The organism is Portibacter lacus (genome assembly GCF_021533215.1).
GTDB classification, from domain to species: domain Bacteria; phylum Bacteroidota; class Bacteroidia; order Chitinophagales; family Saprospiraceae; genus Portibacter; species Portibacter lacus.
In genome coordinates, this window is record NZ_JAJNKA010000009.1 from 212,723 (window position 1) to 235,023 (window position 22,301).

Below are 22,301 nucleotides of genomic sequence, written 5' to 3' on the forward strand. Positions count from 1 at the left end.
TAAAAATCACGTTCACCTATCTACCGATTCTCCATTTTTATCTTTTATATCAGGTATTCCAGTGCCGCACGGCCCAATCAAAGCTTTAAAATTACTGCCTTGTTTTATATGAGCACCTGGTAATAATGTAACAGAATTTCCTGCTTGGAAAAAGACATTCGATGTGAATTCTCCGAAAACTTGACCACTACTTGTGATATTATTTTGTGCTTCGTAATATTTAAAACCACTGTGTGTTACTGAAGGAGAGAAGGTAAGACTTTCTAAGCATGCACTAGGACTAATTGGTGCTTTCCAGATCCCCCTACCAAAAGTGCCAGCATATAACGTTCCCGATCCATGCTCAATTGCCAGGTCATTTATAACAACATTAGGGAGTCCATTCCTATATGGAATCCAATCTGTCGATCCTGCTTTTCTTAAAAAAATGCCAATATTTGCACCCACATAAATATCACCATTTACTGCGACGGTAATACATCTTATGGGAATATCAGGAAGTGAACCTGTGATATTGGTCCAGGTGGTACCAGCATTTGTTGACATCACCACGCCTGTAGGAAATTCATACCCTCCAAAAGAAGCACATACAAAATTAGAATTGAGAGGATGCACTGCAATATCGGATATGGAAGGAAACTCAGAGGCTGCGGGAAACTCAGGATTGCTAGAAATTTCTTCAACTGAACTTCCAAAATCATTAGAAATATACATCTTCTTAGGCCCTGCCAAATATAGCCTATTATTATTGCTAGGACAGGATTCTAAAGCATTACCAGCTAGAAGGTTAATAGAATCAAAACTAACGCCTTCATTTGTTGATTTATATAGTTTACCATTGAAATTACTAGAAGCTACAACCATTGTATTGTTATCATCAGGTTTAATAGCCAGTTTACTAAACCCAAGCGGAAGAGATAAGAAATTCACTTCAATATTACCATCATCAGCAAACCTCTTTGTGCTCCCACTTGTAGAAACAATATATTTGGACTTGTCACCATTATAGAACTTTACATCAAAGCCATCTGTGCCTAGAATATGATCGTGAAGGATTGAATTACTTTTTCTGATTTTAAGACCGTTGTCCTGAAGTCCTCCAACTACATAATGTTCATCTTCAGGTGTGACATCAATTCTGTAATACTGTGCTAAACCCAGACCTGCCGACAGGTCAGACCAAGTTTGTCCCTGGTTTTCAGAAACATAGAAACCTCCATCGGTTGCAGCATACAATTTATTATTAAGAGGATTAAAGGCAATATCATGAAAATCGGGATGTACATACCAAGATATGCTATCGGTGTATCTATAGTGTGTAATTTGTGAAAAATGTACACCACCATTGACTGTTTTCCAGGCATTGAGACCGCAAGTTATTACAGTATTCTTATTAATCGGAGAAGCAGCTGCACAGAAATTATATGTAGTTTGACCTCCTGGTGTATTAGGTGAATCATGAACTCTAAGAAAACTCTCCCCTTCATTTTGTGAAATGTAAAATCCTTGATATGTGTTATTTGGGAGATTAGGTCCTATAAATGCATATACTCTTGATGGATCAGCTGGGGTAACAGCAAGTGCTTTTCTGCCCTTCAATTGTATGATAGGAGTTATTGTGGGGTCATCCCAATACGAAGTATTTATGTTATTATATTTCAGTATAGTGAAGTCAGTTGCAATATATACTTTGTCTGATGATCCTGGCTTAAATTTAACATCGTAAATCTTACCATTGCGCTTTTTCGTCCAGTTATTACCTCCATCTGTTGTGCGATATAACCCTTCTGTTGTGGCTGCAAGCAAATGATTTGCATCATTGGGATCCATCTCTAAGGTAAATCCAGCATATGTAGTGTCTATGCCTAAATCTTGAGCTATCCACGTAGCCCCACCGTTGGTCGATTTAAATACGCCAGAACTAAAGAAGTATCCTCCACCATCTCCATCACCGGATAATGCATACACGACTTGTGGGTTTTCATGGCTAACCACAATGCCAGAGATACCTAATGAAGGCAAATAGTCATCAAGGACATTCCAGGTGTTACCACCATCTATCGTCTTCCATAATCCACCTGCAGGACCGCCTATATAAATAATATTCTCATTAGTAGGGTGGAAAGCCATTCTATTGACACGACCGATTCCTATAAAATGTGTTGAAGTTGGATCCGCCACACTACCATCAGGGCCCGCATAAGTCCAATTGGACAGGGTGTTACGATCTACGCTCTGATCCATTTTCTTGATATGCTTATCTGCTTTGAGTAATGCCAGTTTATTCTTTGCCAATTCACCACTAGGCATTTGCTCAAGTTGCATATCATATTCCCATCGTTTCCAATGTTTGTATTTTGGGTCACTATAATGTATTTCCTTACCTTCCTTTTTCAGTTTAGCGTAATATGCTTCAGTTATAGCTTGTATCTCTGAAAACTTTGTGATCCCTTTTAATTGTTCACTAAGCTGAGCATTGAGATTATTGAATGCTAGCATTAAAATCAGGACAGACGTAATTATTGTTAATGATCTTTTCATTTTTAGCATTTGAACTTTAACTGACTTGTTATTCTTGAATTCCATTATTTTTCAAATCATCTAGCTCCTTTTTTAAGGCAATTACATGAAGTGTCAATTCCTCAATTTTTTCAAGTAAAATTTTGTTCATATCACCTAGCATGATTCCTTCTTTAGCAACCTCTTCTGCGGAAGGTACTCCAGGTAAATGCCCTAATACACTAATTTCTTTTTCAAGTTCTTCAAGGCTTTGAAGTTTATAATCTTGGTCAAATACGTAGTCAGGCCAAGCAGTGCTTAGTTGTACTTTTACTTCCTCAGCAATTATTTTTCCATCTATTGCCAATCTGTAATCACCTGTTCCATTAATAGCTCCTGACCCAATACGAAGATTATTCTTTATATATACATTTCCATTATCAAAATAGCCTGCCCAGTTGGTTAGTCCACCAAATGCATTTCCCCACAGACCTACTCGTGTTCCAGTAGTACTTGTACCAGAAGCTGCACCAACAACTCCAATTCCTAATCTTGAAGAATTACCAGCTTCTACTATACCTCTTACTCCACGATGACCAGCAATAAAGTCGCCTCCGATTCCATATCCCTCAGCTGGTTTACTCTCGCAGTCGATCCCTCTTGTGTCAAGGCCTTCATTATGGGTGACCCAAAGTCTTAGCAGGTTTTCTGTCAGCTCTGGGGTTCCATGGATATTGACCCTTGCATTTGGACTTTTAGTTCCTATGCCTAGCCTTCCTGCTTCCGGGATGAGGAAAACTCTAGGGTCCGGGTCTAGGGCGTAAAACTCAGCCAAAATGATGGAATCAGAATCGGTAACAATTTCAAAAGATTTACCGTTTGTTGTAGGCTTTAAAGTTAATCTAGTAAAAATACTGTTCTCAGTTTGCTTGAAAACCCAAGGTCGCTCTGTAGATAGTCTCAATAACTCTGCACCGTCTCCGATGTTTAATATATCTAGACTTGCTTGAGGTGTGGTTGTGTTAATCCCTACTTTTTGGCTAAAAAGTGATGTAAAAACAAGCAAATAAGTAATAGTCAATAATGTCCTCATTGTTCGTATTTTAATTTAAGATCAATATTTTAATTGTTTGTTGGGATACAGAATGAGGGAAATGTATCTTTCAATTATTGAATAGTATATAATGCTATTATTTTATACTCAAAATTGGAATCGTAATGTTTCGTTTATGTTTATTGCCACGAATGAATAGGATTGATTTATATCAATTTTAAGAATTGCGAGAAAACGTAAAGTTTTAAAATATGAGCCTTGTATATAAGCCTACATTAGTTGAACATAAAAAAATGGAAATCGAAAATGACTAGCGACTAATCTTAAACATGATTTAATCTCGTTGAATAAGAATCAGGTAATATATTCGCAGTACTATTCTTTATATCTGGAATAAATTGCCACGGAGTTCGCTGATCAGCCCAGTCAAATTTTGTATTATCAAGCAATCTACGTTTATATTCTTTTGGAGTACATTCCTTATATTTTTTGAAAAGTCTATTAAAATTTGAAATATTATTGAAACCAGACTTAACACTAATTTGCGCCATAGTGAAATCACTAGAAAGCAATAAATTACATGCATAACCAAGTCTAAGGTCTATCAAGAAACTGGAGAAACTACGAAAAGCATGTTTTTTGAAAAAATGACTAAAAGCAGAAGTGCTCATATTCAAGACATCGCTGACTTCCTGAATCATAAAGTCAGGACGTTTATAATTCATCATGATAAAATTATAGGCTTTCTGAATCCTTGTATTCTCTGATGATAAAGATTTTGCACTATTTACGCTGCTAGAGAGGTATTTGAACTCTTTCGCCCCTGCGAGCAAATTCAATAGTCTGAGGAAATAAATTACATTTTGAAACTCATTTTGCTCAGTGAGTTTTACCATAATTGGGATAGCGCTTAGAATGACCTTTTTGTCAAATAGTAAACCTCTACGTGAATTTTCAAGCATCAGTTTTATTCGATGGAATCTCTCTTTGGAAAAGAAATTCATCGAAAATAAATTAAGCCCAAATTGAATAGTGATCACCCGATACTTTTTGCCTAGGGCCCTAGAGTTTTGATCTTCTTCCCATTTGTGAGGTAAGTAAGGACCTATCAATGCAAGATCTAATTCACTAAAACGATCTGTGGAATCGCCAACTATTCTAGTGCCATCCGTTCCCATAACCAGATTGATTTCATATTCTGGATGATTATGAATGGGATAATCAAATCCATTATTGACGGAGTCTAATACAACGCAGATATCCTGATTATTTAAAGGGGTAACTTCTCTAAAAAACTCCATATTCAAATTATTTTATATTCTTTTAAAAGGATATACGCAATTCATTATACTTCAAAATTGAAATAATGTTTCATTATAATTCCACACATTAAGCACTATTCAGAATTAAAATGATATTAATTATCAAGTAATTCATAAAAGTATTATAAATATGCTGAATAGTATATAAAAGTAGATCTATTCTTGTTTAATTTTGGATCAATTAGAAAGGATTAACTGTTCTTATAGTTGGAAAAATTAAACACACAAAATTGTGATCAGCATTATTCATCATCGAAAATTAAGATCAATTATTACCATGCTTATTCTCATGGTAGTGACGATCACTTTTGCTCAAGCCCAGATTGTTTCAGGCATTGTAACATCTACTGATCAAATGCCTCTTATAGGTGCCAATGTTTTAGTAAAAGGTACCAATATTGGTACGATTACCGATATAGATGGAAGCTATAAAATTGACATAGAAAATGTAGAAAATGCTTCCTTAGAAGTAAGCTATATCGGTTATATTACTAAAACATTTCCAGTAGGAGGCAGTCTTAAATTAGATGTCGTCTTAGAAGAAGATTCTGAAGTTTTAGAAGAAGTGGTAATTACTGGATATAAAAAAGAAATTAAAAGTAATGTATCATCTGCCATTACAAGTATCAAGACAAAGGATATAGAAAACCTAGTCGTAGTAGGAATAGATCAAGCGATCCAAGGTCAAGCTGCGGGTGTTCAAGTGACTCAAGTTACGGGTGCACCAGGTGATGATATCAAAGTGAGAATCAGAGGAACAGGAACTTTCGGAAACAATGATCCACTCTACGTTATCGATGGGGTTCCGACAACAGGTAATATCAATATGTTTTCGCCTTCTGATATTGCATCTATCGAGATTCTTAAAGATGGTGCCGCAGCGGCTATTTATGGATCGAGAGCTGCAAATGGCGTCGTGTTAATTACAACTAATCGTGGTAAAAGTGGAAAACCTTCCTTTGTTTTCGAAGGATACACTGGACTTCAACAATCCGTCGGACTTCCAAAATTACTGAATAGTGCAGACTATTTAACCATTAGAAATGAAGCTATTGTCAATGCAAATGTACACAGGAATCCAGCGAATCAAATTAGTACGTATGATCCAGCCATATTAAAGGACCTACCTGATACCGATTGGCTAGACTTGGTTTTCAATCCTGCGATGATGCAGCGATATTCTCTTTCTGCTAGTGGTGGTGCAGAAAATGGAAGATTTTATATGTCTGGAGAATATTTAAACCAAGATGGTGTATACCAAGGACAAGGATTCGATAAGTACCAAGTAAGATTTAACGGTGAAATTAATAATGACTGGTTTCGAGTAGGAAATAGTTTATCTTTTTCTCATACGTTCAGAGACATTATAAATAGCTCTGGTGACGGATTTGGACCTGGTAACCAACCAAGTGGAATCAGATATGCCTTAATTGCAGCGCCAGTAGTTTCACCAACCTATCCTGATGGTACACAATTAAATACTACATCAGAATTAGATGATCCTGTTTTATACGGAGATGGAAATCCTAATCCAGTTGCCTTTAATGATCATACCAGTTGGACACAATCTAGACATAGAGTTTTCGGAAACGTTTATGCTGAGCTTGATTTACTTCCGTCTTTGAGTTTGCGCTCAACATTAGGTGGTGATTTCTTATTTGAAAACGAAAAATTATTTGTGGAAAGACTCTCACCGGCCATTTACTCGCCGACTGCCTTAACAGAAGGAAGAGTTTTCAATAGAACATTAGTATGGAATAATACAGCTAATTTTCAAAAGGAATTTTATGGGAACAGATTCTCAACATTGATAGGTATGGAGGCCATCCAGAACAGAACCGATTATCTGGGAGCATCTGCTAATAATTTCACTAGAACGGATCCTTTATTTAGATACATTGATGCAAGTAATCCATTGGATATAAAAAATGTAGGTGCATCTGGAATTGCGACAGAATGGGCACTTCTATCTTATTTTGGTCAAGTTTCCTATTCTTATAAAAGTAGGTATGTAATAAATGCAACCATTCGACAAGATGGATCTTCTCGATTTGGAGAGAATAATAGATGGGGAGTTTTTCCGTCTGTTTCTGCTGCGTGGAATATTTCGAATGAGGCATTTTTTCAAGGAATCGAAGCTATTTCAAGTTTGAAAGTGAGAGGAAGTTGGGGCCAATTAGGAAATCAAGAAATCGGTGTATATCCATTTAGCTCATTAGTGAGTAATGGTGATAAAGTATATGTTTTCGGAAACAATGTGGTGACCGGAGCTTCTATCGTAGAAACTGGAAATGAGAACATTAAATGGGAAGTAAGTACGCAAGTTAATCTAGGATTAGATATGTCTTTGCTCAAGGATAGATTATCTATCGTAGCTGATGTATTTGATAAAACAACAAATGATATTTTAGTAAGAGTGCCTATTCCTCAGGCAGGAGGTTCTACAAGGCCGCCATTCGTTAATGCTGCTAAAATCCAAAATAGAGGATTAGAATTAGGATTAATTTTTAAAGATCGAATAGGTCAAGTAGATTACTCTGTGGGAGCTAACTTTAGTACAGTTCGTAATAAGGTAGTTTCTATTGCAGACAGCGAACCTATATTGGGTGGTTATGGATTATCCGATGGGGCACTAACTAGGACTGAAGTTGGACAGCCAGTTGGTTCTTTTTATCTATGGCAAATGGAAGGAATATTCCAATCTCAAGAAGAAATAGAAAGTAGTCCTTTCCAAACAAATTTTACTAGTCCTGGCGATGTGAAGTTTGCTGATTTGAACAATGATAATGTGATCGATGATAAAGATAGAGCACATGTAGGAAACCCATTTCCAGATTTTACTTATGGAGTTAACCTGAGTTTGAATTGGAAGGGATTCGATCTTTCGACACTTGTTCAAGGCGTTGAAGGAAATGACATTTACTTCTTGTATGGAAATTTTGCCTATGAAACTCAAGCAAGAGGATTTAATTCTTATGCTGATATATTGAATCGATGGACTCCTGAAAATACCAATACAGATATACCTAAGGTAAGTTTAGATGATCGTAACGGAAATCGCAGAATTTCAACTAGATTCTTAGAAGACGGATCCTATCTCCGATTTCGAAATATAACCCTCGGTTATAATCTCAAGGAAATATTAAAATGGAGCACGGTAGATAGATGTCGAGTCTATGTGACAGCTCAGAACGCATTTACTTTTACATCTTATCCAGGTTTAGATCCAGAAATTCAAGCTAACGCTAACGACACAAGAGGGTTAGGGATTTCATCGGACTTAGCAGTAGGAATAGACTGGGGCACCATACCAGCACCGCGAACATTTATTGGAGGCATTCAAATTAAATTTTAAAGGAGGATTATGCTAACGAATAAAAAAATTAAATATCATTTGTTCTATAAGTCATTAGCACTTTGCTTATTGCTGATCGGAGGATCATGTACCGGAATTTTAGATAAGGATCCAATTGCGACTTTAGATAGCAGTTCCTTTTTTCAGACTGCTGCAGATGCTGAACAAGCGATCAATGCAGCTTATAATCCATTATTATTCAACAATACAAACAATAATTTTTATTGGGCATTTGCAGTCATTACTGGAGATGAAGCAATTCCTGGTGGTGATGGATCTAGATCAGGAATAGTAGAGATGGAATCCTTTACCTATACCCCTAGAACGGAAGAACTGAACACTTTCTGGAAGTTACAATATAAAGGAATCAACCAGTGTAACTTAGTTTTAGATAATTTGCCGAATATAGAAATTGACAAAGAAGACAAAAATAGAATTATGGGCGAGGCCTTATTCTTAAGATCTTATTACTATTTCATGCTTTCCCAAGTTTTCGGTGATGTGCCTCTGTACCTAGCAGTTCTCCCACCTGACGAATTAAAAATTCCAAAGTCTGCAAGAAAGGAAGTTTTTGCTCAAATTATTGAGGATTGTGAGGAAGCTGCAAGCATTCTTCCGATATCTTACGAAAGTAGTGGAACAGGCAGAGCAACTAAAGGAGCAGCTCTAGCATTGGCAGCGAAAACACACTTGTATCTTAAAGAATGGGAGAAAGTTATATCGAAAGTAGACCAGATCAAATCAATCGATATTTATGAATTATCAGTGAATTACCAAGATAACTTTGGAATTTCTACCCAGAATAATTCTGAGTCTGTTTGGGAAATCCAACATGCTAATCTCCAATTGGGCGTTGGAAATTTTCTCAATCAATGGTGGGCATCTAGGAAAATAGATGGATATGGATTCGCTGAGGTTAGAGAGGAATATATTGCTGATTTTGAAGATGGTGATCCTAGGAGAGCATTTACGGCAGCTTCGAATAATGAACATTATGTTGGATTAACTTATAAAAGATCATTCAGTTCTACGGGCCATAGTCCACAGAAATTTATTCAACCTGACAGTACCGCAACACAGAAAGCGGATGGCGATATCAATTATCCAGCAATCAGATATGCTGAAGTCCTATTATGGGAAGCTGAAGCATTAATTGAATTAAATAGGCTAGCGGAAGCGGAAACTCCACTTGAAGTAGTAAGAAATAGAGCTAGAAATCAAGCAGAGAATCCAGAAACTACCCTACCATATATCGAAGCAACATCAGAGGAACAGATGAGAGAAGCCTTAAGACACGAACGCAAAGTGGAATTGGGTTTAGAAATGCATCGATTCTTTGACTTGGTTCGCTGGGGAATTGCAGGAGAAGTGCTAGATGGATTCCAAGTCGGAAAACATGAAGTCTTTCCACTGCCACAAATAGAAATTGATCTTAATAATGCACTTGTGCAAAACGCCGGTTATTAATGAAGTTTAGAATTTACATATTATTAGTCCTGGGAATGTTCATTCCTGAAATACTTTGTGGGCAGACTGCTCAAATAGATATTCCAAGGATAGAGATGATGTCTAACCAACCGTCGCCTTATAGTATGAGGGACTGGAAACAAGTTGCAATAAATTATGATCGATATGTCTATGATTTAAGTTTGACTGGAGAGTTTCTTCCTTTCTTGAAAATTGAAAATCAAGGAAATAATTATCCTGAACGTCAATTTTTCACCCTTCCAACTTATGTGGGTTCTAATGATCCAGAAAGGGGAGAAGCGATTAATATCTTGCCAAGCTTAGTCGGTGCAAGTTTAGTAGGAGTGGATAAGTCTAATCAAAATGGGAATAATTTTGTTTTGATGGCTCAAGATTTTTTCAATAAGAAAAATGGGCAGAATCTTTACCTAAATGGTAACTCATCTAATAGTGGTCATGACTGGTGGTATGATATGATGCCGAATTTATTCTTCTATCAATTGTATGATTTATACCCTAATATGGGTGGCGATGCTGAATTTCAGTTCTCTGCTATTGCTGAAAAAATGCTCGAAGCTGTTAAAGTTATGGGAGGATCTGCATCACCGTGGAGTCACCCATATATGACTTACAGAGCTTGGAAATTTGAAACAATGGAACCGCTAATGGGCGGAGTGACAGAACCGGAAGCTGCAGGTGTATTTGCTTGGTTGTTGTACCACGCCTACTTAGAGTCAGGTGAAGAGAAATATAGAATAGGAGCGGAATGGGCAATGGAATATCTTAATAGTTTAACCAGTAATCCGTCTTATGAACTGATGCTACCTTATGGAACCTATGTTGCAGCCAAAATGAATGCGGAAGTAGGGACGAATTATGATATTGAAAAAATGGTCAATTGGTCATTCGACCGAGGAAGCTTGAGAGGTTGGGGTACCATAGCTGACGTGTGGAGTGGAATAGAAGTCAGTGGTCTTGTTGGTGAGTCAGAAACCAATACAGATTATGCTTTTCAGTTAAATGGAGTTCAGCAAGCCGCAGCTTTAGTACCAATGGTTAGATATGATAAACGATTTGCCAGGGCAATAGGAAAATGGATGTTGAATTTAGCGAATTCAACGAGACTTTTCTACCACTCATTTCTACCTTCATCCCTCCAAGATGGATCCGACTGGTCTGAAGATAACGATCCATTTAAAGTGATAGGTTATGAAGCCTTAAAAGAAGATTTTAACGGACTTTCTCCTTATGCAACTGGAGATGCAGTAAGAGGTGAATGGGCTAAAACCAATCTTGCGCTTTATGGAACTTCCTCCATTGGCTATTTAGGTTCCATGATCTCTACAACTGATGTTGACAAAATATTAAAAATTGACCTCAATAAAACGGACTTTTTTAGCAACGAATCCTATCCAAGTTTTTTGTATTTCAATCCTCACAACGTGGAAAAAACAATTACGATAAATATAGGAAATGAGACGCGTGATATTTATGATCCATTATCAGAAACGTTCATCGCAAGCAATGTTGTAGGAAATGTTTCGATTACGATTGCTGCTGATCAAGCAGTTATGCCAGTTATAGTGCCCGCGAATGGAGCTATTTCATATGAGCAGCATAAAATGTTAATTGACAATGTAGTTGTTGATTATGACCAGCACGCGCAAGCTTATTCTAAGGCAGTTAGGATTAAAGCCCTAGCCGCAGAACAGGAACTACAGGTTATAGATGATGAAATAAAAGTGTATTCTACAGTTGAATATGATGGTGATTTTTCGGAGCTCATCTACGAGTGGATATTAAATGGTACAAAGCAAAACGAATCAGATTCAATTTTTGTTTTTCGAGCTTCAGAGCTTGGAAACTACCAATTACAATGCATCGTTTCAGCAGGAGAAGAATCTAGCGATACAGCTCGTATAACTTTCGATGTTTTACCAGAGATCGAAGAGCCGCCGATTATTTTGGCGATGTTGACAGAATTCCTCTATGCAAGTCCAGGTGCCGAGATTGAAGTTTCTTGCTTGGCAACAGATGTTAATGGAGGTTCCTTATCCTATTCTTGGGAATCAGCTGCAGGTTCTATTACGGCTACAGCTGATAAAGCGACATGGACGCTTCCGCAGGAAGAGGGTGTTTATAAAATCAAAGTAGAAGTAACAGATGAAAGTGATCTCACTTCAGCTGCAGAAACCACTATCCTTGTTAGAATTTTTGCTAAAAAAGATGGGGAAATCATAGCAGATTATCCATTGGCTGGAAATGCCGATGATTATTCAGGAAATGAATTAAACGGTAATCTAGTGGGAGTGATTTTAACGACTGGATATGATGATACAAACAATGCAGCATATTTTTTCAACGGAACTACCCACCATGTAAAAGTAGATTCTGATCCTAAACTTAATTTCACGGAAGCCATTTCCGTTAGCCTTTGGTTTAATCCTGATCAGTTACCTGAAAGGGAAAGTTTTTTAATTTCTCATGGGAGTTGGCAGAATAGATGGAAGGCTTCTATCACACCTGAAAACAGAATAAGATGGACTGTGAAGACGGCTTCAGGAGTTAAAGATTTGGATAGCAAAACACAACTGGTGGAAGACCAATTTTATCATGCTACGTTAACCTTTGATGGTGAATACATGATGCTTTATGTAGACGGAACATTAGAAAGTTTTGTTCCTATGACAGGCCAGATCAAAACAACTTCGTTGCCTCTTTTTTTAGCACAATCATTACCAGATGAGCAAGCCTATAACTTCAGAGGAATATTAGATGAAGTGAAAATTTTTGATTTTGCATTGACACCAGAAGAGGCTAAGCTGCTGTATGAAACAGGAGTAATTACGAGTAGTACAAATGCAGTTAGCATCCAAGATTTAAAAATTGACCTAAACCCAAACCCTGTCACGGATCAATTAAATGTTTCAATGAAAGATGAATCCAACATTGATCAAGTGATGATTTTCAATTTACACGGTAAGTTAATTCTCCAAGAAAAAGTAAAGCTAAAGCATATCGTCATCCCATTTGATGCTTATCAGACTGGTATATACTTCATACAATTTAGGCAAGATGGGCAAATATTAGAAACTCAAAAAATTATTAAACATTGACATTTTTAAAATAGAATATTAAGAATATGAAAAAGTTACTACAAACATTATCCTTCTTGGTGTTGCTGATCTTGGCTGGTTCAGGATTGCAAGCCCAAGATGTGGTCGCATCTTATGATTTCTCTGGAGATATAAAAGATGGATCCGATTTTCAAAACAACTTAAACGTAAACGGCACAAAGCTTACCACTGATAGATTCGGAGTGAGCAGAAGTGCCATTCAGTTCGATGGTATTCAAGACAGAGCAACTGCAGCCAGTGGTGATCAATTGAATACTCCTACAACAACTGTTAGTTTCTGGGTAAGAATGAAGGAATTACCAGGTCAAGGTGAGGTCTACCTGATTTCTTATGGAGGATGGCAACAGCGATTCAAAGTATCACTTCCTGCACATGGAAAGGCAATATGGACAACGAATAGTACTGATGGGATTTCAGATATGGATGCTGGCGATGGAAATGAATTAGTAGCAGGAGTCTGGACACATCTAGCATTTAGTCACGACGGTGCTAAGGACAAAATTTACATGAATGGTAGTTTGGTGGCGGAGAAAGATGTGACTGGTGACTTGAATAGTTCTACCTCTCCACTTGGTCTAGGATATGATCCTACATCAAATGCAAATATCGTCAATGGTAATCTGGATGATTTAGTGATTTTTGGTGCTGCACTGTCAGACGAAGATGTCATGGCGCTTTATGAATCACAAAATGAAGCTCCTACATTTATGGATGGCGAAGTTGCTGCTTACTCATTTAGCGGGAACTCAAAAGATGATTCTGAATATGGAAATCATGCATCTGGAACAGGTGTTAAGTTTGCAACCGATCGATTCGGATATGGAAAGAGTGCAGTTTATATGGATGGGACAGCTGAGATTTCGGCTGCAGGTTCTGAGCATTTAAATTCTCCATACACAACCGTTTCATTTTGGGTGAAGCTTGATAAGCTACCAGAAAACGGGGAGTATTTTTTGATGTCCAATGGAGGATGGCAAGAAAGATGGAAAATTTCACTTCCAAGCCATGGAAAACCAGTATGGACAACCAATAATGATGGTGGAATTTCTGATATGGATTCTGGAGATGGAAATGAACTGGTTGCTGGTCAATGGACGCACTTAGCAATGGTTCATGACGGCGCAAAAGATATTATATATATGAATGGTGTTCAAGTCGCTGAAAAAGAAGTGGCTGGAACGATGAATAGCACGACACATCCTTTAGGAATAGGTTATAATCCAATAGATGGCGGAAACTGGGTTCAAGGAGCATTTGACGATGTTGCAATATATAACTATGCGTTAGATGCTGCGGCAATCGAAGCCTTGTATACAGATCAAGCTACTTTTCAAGGTACAGATACAGATATAGTAGCTGATTATGCGCTGAATGGAAACGGAAATGATGCGAGTCAATTTAATAATAATGCAACGGCAGTTTCAGATATTACAGCTGTACCTAATCGACATGGATGGGGAGGGAATGCGGTTTCCGGCGCTATGATTGCGGACGGATCTGCTGCATTGCAGTCGGATAATACATCCATTAGTTTTTGGGTTAATCCTACAAGTTTTCCTGAAAGTGGAGAAGCATTTATCCTTTCGAATGGAGGATGGCAGGATCGCTGGAAAATTTCATTGCCTGCGCATGGTAAACCAGTTTTTACAACAAAAGCGACATCATGTTGTAATGATATGGACACAGGAGAGCCATTAGCATTGGATACTTGGACGCATCTAGTGATGATTCATGACGGTGATACAGATTTTATTTATGTCAATGGGCAATTAGTCGGCGAAAAAGAATCTTTAGGACCGTTAGGAAAAACGAATTACCCACTTGGGATAGGATATGATCCGATCGGAGGTGAAAGCTTTTTTGATGGTGCGATTGATGATTTGAAAATATTTAATAGAGGTCTTTCAGCACAAGAAGTGAGTGACTTGTATGACATGGAATCCACGCCAGAATCGATCGACGGAAATTTGGTAGCTCATTATACATTCTCTGGGAATAGTAATGATGTAACGGGATATGAAAACAATGCTTCTGCTGCATTATTTGGAAAAGATAGATTCGGAAAAAGTAATAAAGCTGCATTATTTACAGGCTCGAATGAAGTAACAGCTTCTAATTCACCGCAATTGAATTCTCCTTTGACAACGTTAAGTTTTTGGGTTAATCCTCAAACTTATCCAGATCAAGGCGAAGTATTCTTAGTATCTAATGGTGGCTGGCAAGAAAGATTCAAGACTTCATTACCTGCAAGTGGAAAAGTGGTTTGGACGACGAATAATACAAGCGGAATCTCAGATATGGATTCTGGAGATGGTGGAGAGTTACCGATTGCAGAATGGACGCATGTCGTTTTAGTACATGACGGAACTAATGATAAGATTTACTTTAATGGAAATAAGATAGCTGAGAAAGCAGTTGAGGGAGATTTGAATCCAACAACTAGTGACTTAGGAATAGGTTACAATTCAGTTGATGGAGGTGGAAATTTCTTGGGTTCTTTGGATGAAGTTCAGATTTACAATACGGCACTTACGGATCAGGAAATCCTCGATTTATTTAATGCACAATCTGAAGCAGCTGAAGGGACTGATTCTATAGCACCATGTGTTCCATTGGACTTGAGTGCAAATGTTGTATTTAATAATGTTGATTTAAGTTGGACGCCAGCGACAGATAATGAAGGTGTTATTGCTTACAATGTTTTTTTAGACAGTATATTGACAGAAGTTACAGCTGAAACGAGCATTTCATTTAACGCCTTAACTCCACTTACGGACTACGTATTTGGGGTAAGCGCAATAGATGCAGCAGGAAACGAATCGGGTATTTCTTCATTAATGGTAACCACTTTAGAAGATGAGACACCAGATACGATAGCGCCGACAGCGCCGATGAATCTGATGGCTTCCCCTAGTTTTAATTCCGTATTACTAAACTGGGAAGCGGCAACCGATGATACGAAAGTGAACGGATATATCGTGTATCTCGATGGTGAATACAATGATAGTTTAAGTGCTAATAATTTGTCCATCTTAGTTGGCGGATTAGATCCAAGTGAACTGTATTCGTTCGAAGTAGGGGCGTTTGACCTTGCGGGGAACTTGTCAGAATTGGCAGAAATTACAATTAGTACAACGGAGCCTTTAGAAACAGCAGAACCGGGACTGGTTGCGCATTATCCTTTTAATAACAACGCAGAAGATGAAACGCCATACGCTAATCATGGTGCCATAGGTGGAGATCCGATATTCGAAGAAGCAACGCATCCATTAGGTGGAACCAATATAAAATTCGATGGAGATCAAGATTCAATTTTAGTCCCTAATGGCGTTCAGCTATTGTCTGATTACACTTCGATTTCGATGTGGATACGAGTGGATTCAGTGAATTTAGATGATGCAGAATCGTACATTTTGGATTTTGGTCACTGGGATGAAAGAATGAAGATTTCTCTTCCTCAGCACTTGAAAGTGGTTTTAACTACAAATAGTAACAATACCCAATTTGATAATTTTATATCTGATATGGACAGTGGTGATGGCAATGAATTAGTAAAAGGATTCTGGTGGCATGTAACTTTTGTTCATGATGGTGAGAATGATATTATTTATGTCAATGGTGTCGAAGCTAATAAAAAGCCTTTAGATGGATTGTTGAACACAACTGCTAGGCCTTTAGCTATGGGAAATAATCCGATAGAAGGTGGCCAGTATTTCAATGGTGGACTGGATGAAGTGAAAATATACAACAGGGCATTAACTGCTGAAGAAGTTTCGAAATTATATACTAATGGAACAGTTGGAGTGAATGATAATGTTGTTCTTCAGAAATATGTGAAAGATATCTTTCCGAATCCAGCCACGACGAAGTTGACCGTTGTTCATGAATTACCATACAAGCAAGATGCTGTGGTAAATGTATATGATGTTTCAGGAAGACAAGTAAGCAGAACACTCATTCCTAGATCGACTGTTGCTAACGGTAGTTTCGACATCGATGTAATAGATTTTAATGCTGGAATTTACTTTCTTAATATCAATTATGGAGGGAAGAACCTAGGCTCGATTCAATTTGTGAAATTGTAAGTGTTTTATTGATACATTAATTTTCAGCAGGGAAATTCTAACCGATTTCCCTGCTTTTTTAAATAAGAAAAAATGGGAAACAGATTCCGAAGCAACCCAATTATTTCCAAGGAAGACCTTTTGCCAAGTCGTGAAGACTGGGTGATAGAATGCGTAATGAATCCAGGGGTGTTTGCTTTTGAAAATAAAATTTGGTTACTGATAAGAGTAGCTGAACGACCTATCCAAAAGCCAGGTTTGGTGTCCTTACCTATATACACGCCAGAAGGCAAAACAAATGTCATAGAATTTAAAGAAGGAGATCCTAATTGGGATACTTCAGATCCTAGGAAATTTGAAAATGGAAGTGGCACTTATCTTTCTACTATTTCTCATTTAAGATTGATGTGTAGTGATGATGGTGTGCATTTTAGAAAACCTAATCATATTCCTGATATTATTAAAAGTAGTGGTCCTTATGAAACTTATGGTATCGAAGATTGTAGGGTGAGTTTCCTAGAAGGGAAGTATCACTTAACTTATACCCAAGTATCGGAAAGTGGCGTTGGTGTAGGTCTAATGAAAACAGATGATTGGGTGAATTTTGAAAAAAATGATATGATCTTTCTTCCACATAATAAAGATTGTGCTTTATTTGAAGAAAAAATCAATGGTAAATATTTTGCAATTAGTAGACCTTCTGGTGTTGGATTAGGAGGCAATTATATGTGGATTTCATCTTCTCCAGATTTAATTCATTGGGGAAATCACATATGCATCCTGAAAACAAGATATGGGAAATGGGATAGTCAGCGAATAGGAGCTGGAACATCGCCTATTAAAACAGAACATGGCTGGTTAGAAATATATCATGGTGCAGATGAGGATAGTCGTTATAGTCTAGGGGCAGTACTTCTAGATTTAGAAGATCCTACGATCGTTATTGCAAGGTCCGATGCCCCTTTAATGGAACCTACCGAAGCATATGAGCAGGAAGGTTTTTTTAATAACGTCATCTTTACTAATGGACATCTTGTAGATGGCGATAAAATAACAATGTATTATGGTGCTTCTGATGAAGTCATCTGTGGAGCAACATTTTCTATCAAAGAAATTCTTGAAAATATATTGAGTGAAACACTTGCTTAACTCAACCAATTGCTAATTATTTAAATGACAAAGTACTTTTTCTTCATTCTTGGTTTGGCTTTTTTTTGGAGTTGTAATGATTCCAAGTCACACGATCCTGATGTGCTGACTTATTGGTCATCTAATAACGGAGGGGAAATAGCCTTTGCTAAATGGGCAGTGGAGAAGTGGAATGACGAAGGAAATAAGGCAATTAAATACCAACCCATTCCGGAAGGTCAGACGAGTGAAGAGATTCTACTTGCAGCAGTTGTTGCTGGAACGACGCCTGATATTTATTCTAACATATGGCAAGGTGCTGTAGAATTTTATCGCGTTTCTAATATTTTAGTTGCACTCGATACGCTGGACGGATTCATGGAGTTTTTAGCGTCAAGGTGTGATTCAGCAACCATTGAAGAAATTACCGCTCCGAACGGTCATATATACCAATTTCCATGGAAGATTAATCCAATCATGACCATTTACAACAAAGGGTTATTCGATGGATTGGGATTATCTGCTCCACCTGCGAAGTATTCAGACTATCTGGATGCCGCCGAAAGGTTCAAGAAAGATACTGATGGAGATGGTTATGTCGACCAATGGTTCGGAAACACTTCAGTGAAGCTAGCATGGCATCAAAGACTTTTCAATTTTTATCCTTTGTACTTGGCTTCCTCAGGAGGAATGCCACTGATCAAGGATGGTCGGGCTTTCTTTAATAATGAACATGGAATCGGAGCTTTCAGATTCCTCCAAACCATGTACAAGAACAATTACTTTTCTAAGCAAGCACAAGCAGCTGGACAGGATTTGTTTGTCGCACAACGATATGCTACAAAATTTACCGGACCTTGGGAAATTCAATACCTAGAACGATTTAAGCAAGACGGATTTCAGTACGACTTTTATCAAATCCCAGTTCCAGATGATCATCAAGGGCCAGCTTATACCTATTGTGATCCTAAAAATATGGTGATTTTCAACACCTGCAGCAATCCGCAAATGGCATTTGAATTTATAAAATCGATGACCACTGAAGAATCAGATCTGAAATTTCTAGAAACAACGAATCAATTGCCACGAAGGAAAAACATGGAAGAGATTCAAGGTTTTCAGGATTTTTTCGAACGCAATCCTAAGATGGTTTCATTTGTTAAGCAAGCGAAATACATTCGAGGAGTAGGAAATAGTGAAGTGATGACTGAAATTTTAGACCTCATTTCGCAGGAATATGAAGCTTGTGTTTTGTATCAGATGAAGACACCTGAGCAAGCAATGGCAGATGCGGAACGAGCAGTTAATGTACTATTAAGGGCGGAATCATGAAGAAATTACTAGATCGTATTTTACCTTATTTGGTGATTTCTCCATACATCATCCATCTCTTGCTATTCGTTTTATTTCCCGTGATTTTTTCATTTGTCTTGGTATTTCATAAGTGGAACATCATTTCACCTATGGAATATGTAGGACTAGATAATTTTGCAAGGTTATTTGCTGATCGCTTATTCTGGAGATCACTTTGGAATACCTTTATTTTTATATTAGTCCATATTCCGCTGCAGATCATTATTGCCTTAAGTCTCGCCTATTTCTTGAACAAAAAGCTACTGATGCTTTCCTTTTTTAGAGCATCCTTTTTTATGCCTGTTGTCATATCAGGAGTGGTTATTACCATTTTATGGCAGCAATTATATGGCCTGGAAAGCGGCGTGATCAATCGAGGATTAATTGCATTAGGATTAGGTAGGGTAGAGTGGTTGTCGAATCCGAAGATAGCCATGATTTCGATTGCAATAATGGCAACTTGGAAAAACGTAGGGCTCTACGTTATCTTGTTTTTAGTGGGATTGCAGACCGTGCCGAAAAGTTACTATGAAGCAGCAGAAGTAGAAGGCGCAACGGCATGGCAACAGTTTAGATATATAACGATCCCTGCGATAAATCCGACTATGTTTATGGTCGTGATTCTATCTACGATCGGAGGATTTAGCTTGTTCATTGAGCCATATATTATGACAGATGGTGGACCGCTGAACAGCACACTTTCAGCAATGCTTTACATCTATAAGCAGGCATTCGGCTACTATCATATGGGATATTCCGCAACCTTGAGTATTTTCTTCGCACTAATCATTATGGCGGTAGTGGTGGTGCAGAAGATATTTGTAGAGTCAGAAGAAAACTAAAATGGTCAGAAAAATAAAGAAAATCGGATTTTATGCGCTATTGCTTTTAGCAGCACTTTCCTTCTTGTATCCATTTTATTGGATGATCCTGGCTTCATTGACCCCCGAACAAAATATAGGCACGCTCGGAATTGTACCTCAAGGAATTACCTTCGAGCATTATACAGGAATGATTGAGAAAATTCCAATCTGGAGTGCGTTGTTTAATAGTGTTTTTGTTGCCACATTAAGTACATTCGGCGTAATTGTATTCGGATCGATGACTGGATACGCATTGGCTAAAATGCGGTTCAAAGGTAGAAACCTTCTTTTTTACACGATCATTTTCACGATGACGCTGCCTTTTCAGATTACATTAATCCCGAATTATATTTTAATGGTCAATTTTCACTGGGTGGATACACTTGCTGCTCTAGTGGTTCCATCACTAAACAGTGCTTTCGCAATATTACTTTTTAGACAAGCATTTATGACCATACCTGATGATCTAATACATGCCGCTAAAGTAGATGGTTGTGGAGATCTAAGAATTATTTTCCAAATCCTTTGGCCCAATATCATTCCAAGTATTATTACCGTTGGAATCCTAACTTTTATGACTTCATGGAATGATGTTTTATGGCCATTGATCGTGATAAGAGAGGAAGGATTAATGACCATGCCGCAGTTAGTTACCTTGTTTGCAGTCGGTGGAAGGTCAGAGGCGCAATTAGGAGTAAAATTAGCATCAGCGGTTTTGCTCGCGTTGCCTATAATTATCGCATACTTATTCTTACAGAAATATTTTATTCAAAGCATGGCTTCCTCTGGAATAAAGTCATAATCAAAAAAGCAAGTTTTAAAATGAAGGTAGAAAGAACAGATATAAGGTTGTATGCAGATGTCAAAAAGGTTCTTTTAAGATATCTAGATTTTGGTCTGAATCCTGATCGAATAAATCCAATCGTGGAGTACGTATTGAGCTTAGACCAAGACCAAATTGACCTAGAACTAAAAAAAATATATGCTGATTTCGGGGACAGACATTTTGATCTTAAAGGTCAATTTTTAAATAATTTCTCTAGAATTAACAGCATGGTTTCACAAGCGTTAAGTGAAAGCCAGAAAATGTTATTGGGATCTTATTTTACACACGAATACAGTATTCAAGCATCAGCGCTTTTTAACCCATCTATCGTAGCGCATCCAGATCAGTCTGGAGTGGAAGAAGGAGGACTTAAGTTTATCATGAGTCTGCGGGCGACAGGTGAAGGGCATATTTCTTCAGTTGCATTTTGTAGCGGGGAGATTGATGAGAGTGGAAAGGTGATTCTTCATCAGATGGAAAATAAGTTAACGAGCGGAAAGGTCGATATAAAAGGGGATGCCTATACCGTAGATTTTGACCCGAAAACGGCAATAAGTAGTCGCGTTTTATTTCCTCAATTGCCTTCGGAAAGAATGGGGATGGAAGATGTTCGGTTCGTGGAAATAGAAGATGAAGGGAGTTATGTCGGCACGTATACTGCATATAGTGGAACCGATATTCGACCACAATTGATTGTCACGGAGGACTTTCAGCGCTTTGAAATCGGAGGGTTAAAAGGTACAATGGCAACGAATAAAGGATTAGCACTTTTTCCTAGAAAGGTCAATGGTCGTTATGCGATGATCGGTAGGCAAGGTGGTCGAAGTCTGAGTATTATGTTTTCTGATAGTTTATACGAATGGAATGATAGTGCACCATTACAGATTCCACAGCGCGGATGGGAAATGTTGCAGATTGGAAACAATGGAAGTCCTATCGAAACGGAAGCTGGTTGGTTGTTGCTAACGCATGGAGTGGGACCGATGAGGAAGTATACATTGAGCATGTCTTTGCTAGATCTAGAAGATCCATCGAAGGTAATTGCGAGTCTAGATCAGCCTTTGCTTAGTCCGAATGAAGAGGAGCGAGAAGGTTATGTTCCTAATGTACTTTATACCTGCGGTATGATCGTGCATGCAGGTACGCTTTTTATACCATATGCGATGTCGGATAGCGCCATTAGTTTTGCAAAGGTTTCTATTCAAGATGTTCTAAATGAATTAACTAAATAAG

General features: G+C 37.8%; 12 protein-coding genes. 9 read left to right on the forward strand and 3 right to left on the reverse strand.

Annotation, left to right across the window (positions count from 1 at the left end):
• Window positions 1-12: 12 nt before the first annotated feature.
• From L2586_RS16225 to L2586_RS16235, 3 genes are all read right to left on the reverse strand, one after another.
• Window positions 13-2,541 (reverse strand): 3-coathanger stack domain-containing protein, encoded by a 2,529-nt coding sequence (locus L2586_RS16225; RefSeq protein ID WP_235293981.1) that lies wholly within the window; start codon window positions 2,539-2,541, stop codon window positions 13-15.
• Between the two features lie 28 nt (window positions 2,542-2,569).
• On the reverse strand, window positions 2,570-3,592 hold the full coding sequence (locus L2586_RS16230; RefSeq protein ID WP_235293982.1) for a hypothetical protein: 1,023 nt from the start codon (window positions 3,590-3,592) through the stop codon (window positions 2,570-2,572).
• A gap of 284 nt (window positions 3,593-3,876) precedes the next feature.
• The gene (locus L2586_RS16235; protein WP_235293983.1) at window positions 3,877-4,854 is read right to left on the reverse strand and encodes an AraC family transcriptional regulator; all 978 of its coding nucleotides are present in this window, start codon (window positions 4,852-4,854) and stop codon (window positions 3,877-3,879) included.
• 298 nt (window positions 4,855-5,152) lie between these two features.
• Here L2586_RS16235 and L2586_RS16240 point away from each other — a divergent pair, with 298 nt between their 5' ends.
• From L2586_RS16240 to L2586_RS16280, 9 genes are all read left to right on the forward strand, one after another.
• Entirely contained in the window at window positions 5,153-8,230 is a 3,078-nt protein-coding gene (locus L2586_RS16240) for a SusC/RagA family TonB-linked outer membrane protein (protein WP_235293984.1), read from the forward strand.
• Window positions 8,231-8,239: 9 nt separating this feature from the next.
• Window positions 8,240-9,697, forward strand: coding sequence for a RagB/SusD family nutrient uptake outer membrane protein (locus L2586_RS16245; protein WP_235293985.1), 1,458 nt, complete (start codon window positions 8,240-8,242; stop codon window positions 9,695-9,697).
• Window positions 9,697-12,813, forward strand: a complete 3,117-nt coding sequence (locus tag L2586_RS16250; protein WP_235293986.1) for a LamG-like jellyroll fold domain-containing protein — start codon at window positions 9,697-9,699, stop codon at window positions 12,811-12,813. The genes L2586_RS16245 and L2586_RS16250 overlap by 1 nt, the downstream gene beginning before the upstream one ends.
• A gap of 26 nt (window positions 12,814-12,839) precedes the next feature.
• Window positions 12,840-16,919: a LamG-like jellyroll fold domain-containing protein gene (locus L2586_RS16255; protein WP_235293987.1), complete on the forward strand. Its 4,080-nt coding sequence runs from the start codon at window positions 12,840-12,842 to the stop codon at window positions 16,917-16,919.
• Between the two features lie 72 nt (window positions 16,920-16,991).
• A complete protein-coding gene (locus L2586_RS16260) occupies window positions 16,992-18,047 on the forward strand; it encodes a glycoside hydrolase family 130 protein (RefSeq protein WP_235293988.1) in 1,056 nt (351 codons plus the stop codon).
• Window positions 18,048-18,071: 24 nt separating this feature from the next.
• Window positions 18,072-19,358 carry an extracellular solute-binding protein gene (locus L2586_RS16265; RefSeq protein WP_235293989.1) on the forward strand — a complete coding sequence of 429 codons (1,287 nt, stop codon included), beginning with the start codon at window positions 18,072-18,074 and terminating at the stop codon, window positions 19,356-19,358.
• A complete protein-coding gene (locus tag L2586_RS16270) occupies window positions 19,355-20,221 on the forward strand; it encodes a carbohydrate ABC transporter permease (RefSeq protein ID WP_235293990.1) in 867 nt (288 codons plus the stop codon). The genes L2586_RS16265 and L2586_RS16270 overlap by 4 nt, the downstream gene beginning before the upstream one ends.
• A gap of 1 nt (window position 20,222) precedes the next feature.
• Entirely contained in the window at window positions 20,223-21,044 is an 822-nt protein-coding gene (locus L2586_RS16275; RefSeq protein ID WP_235293991.1) for a carbohydrate ABC transporter permease, read from the forward strand.
• Between the two features lie 20 nt (window positions 21,045-21,064).
• Window positions 21,065-22,300, forward strand: coding sequence for a glycoside hydrolase family 130 protein (locus L2586_RS16280; protein WP_235293992.1), 1,236 nt, complete (start codon window positions 21,065-21,067; stop codon window positions 22,298-22,300).
• Window position 22,301: the final 1 nt, after the last annotated feature.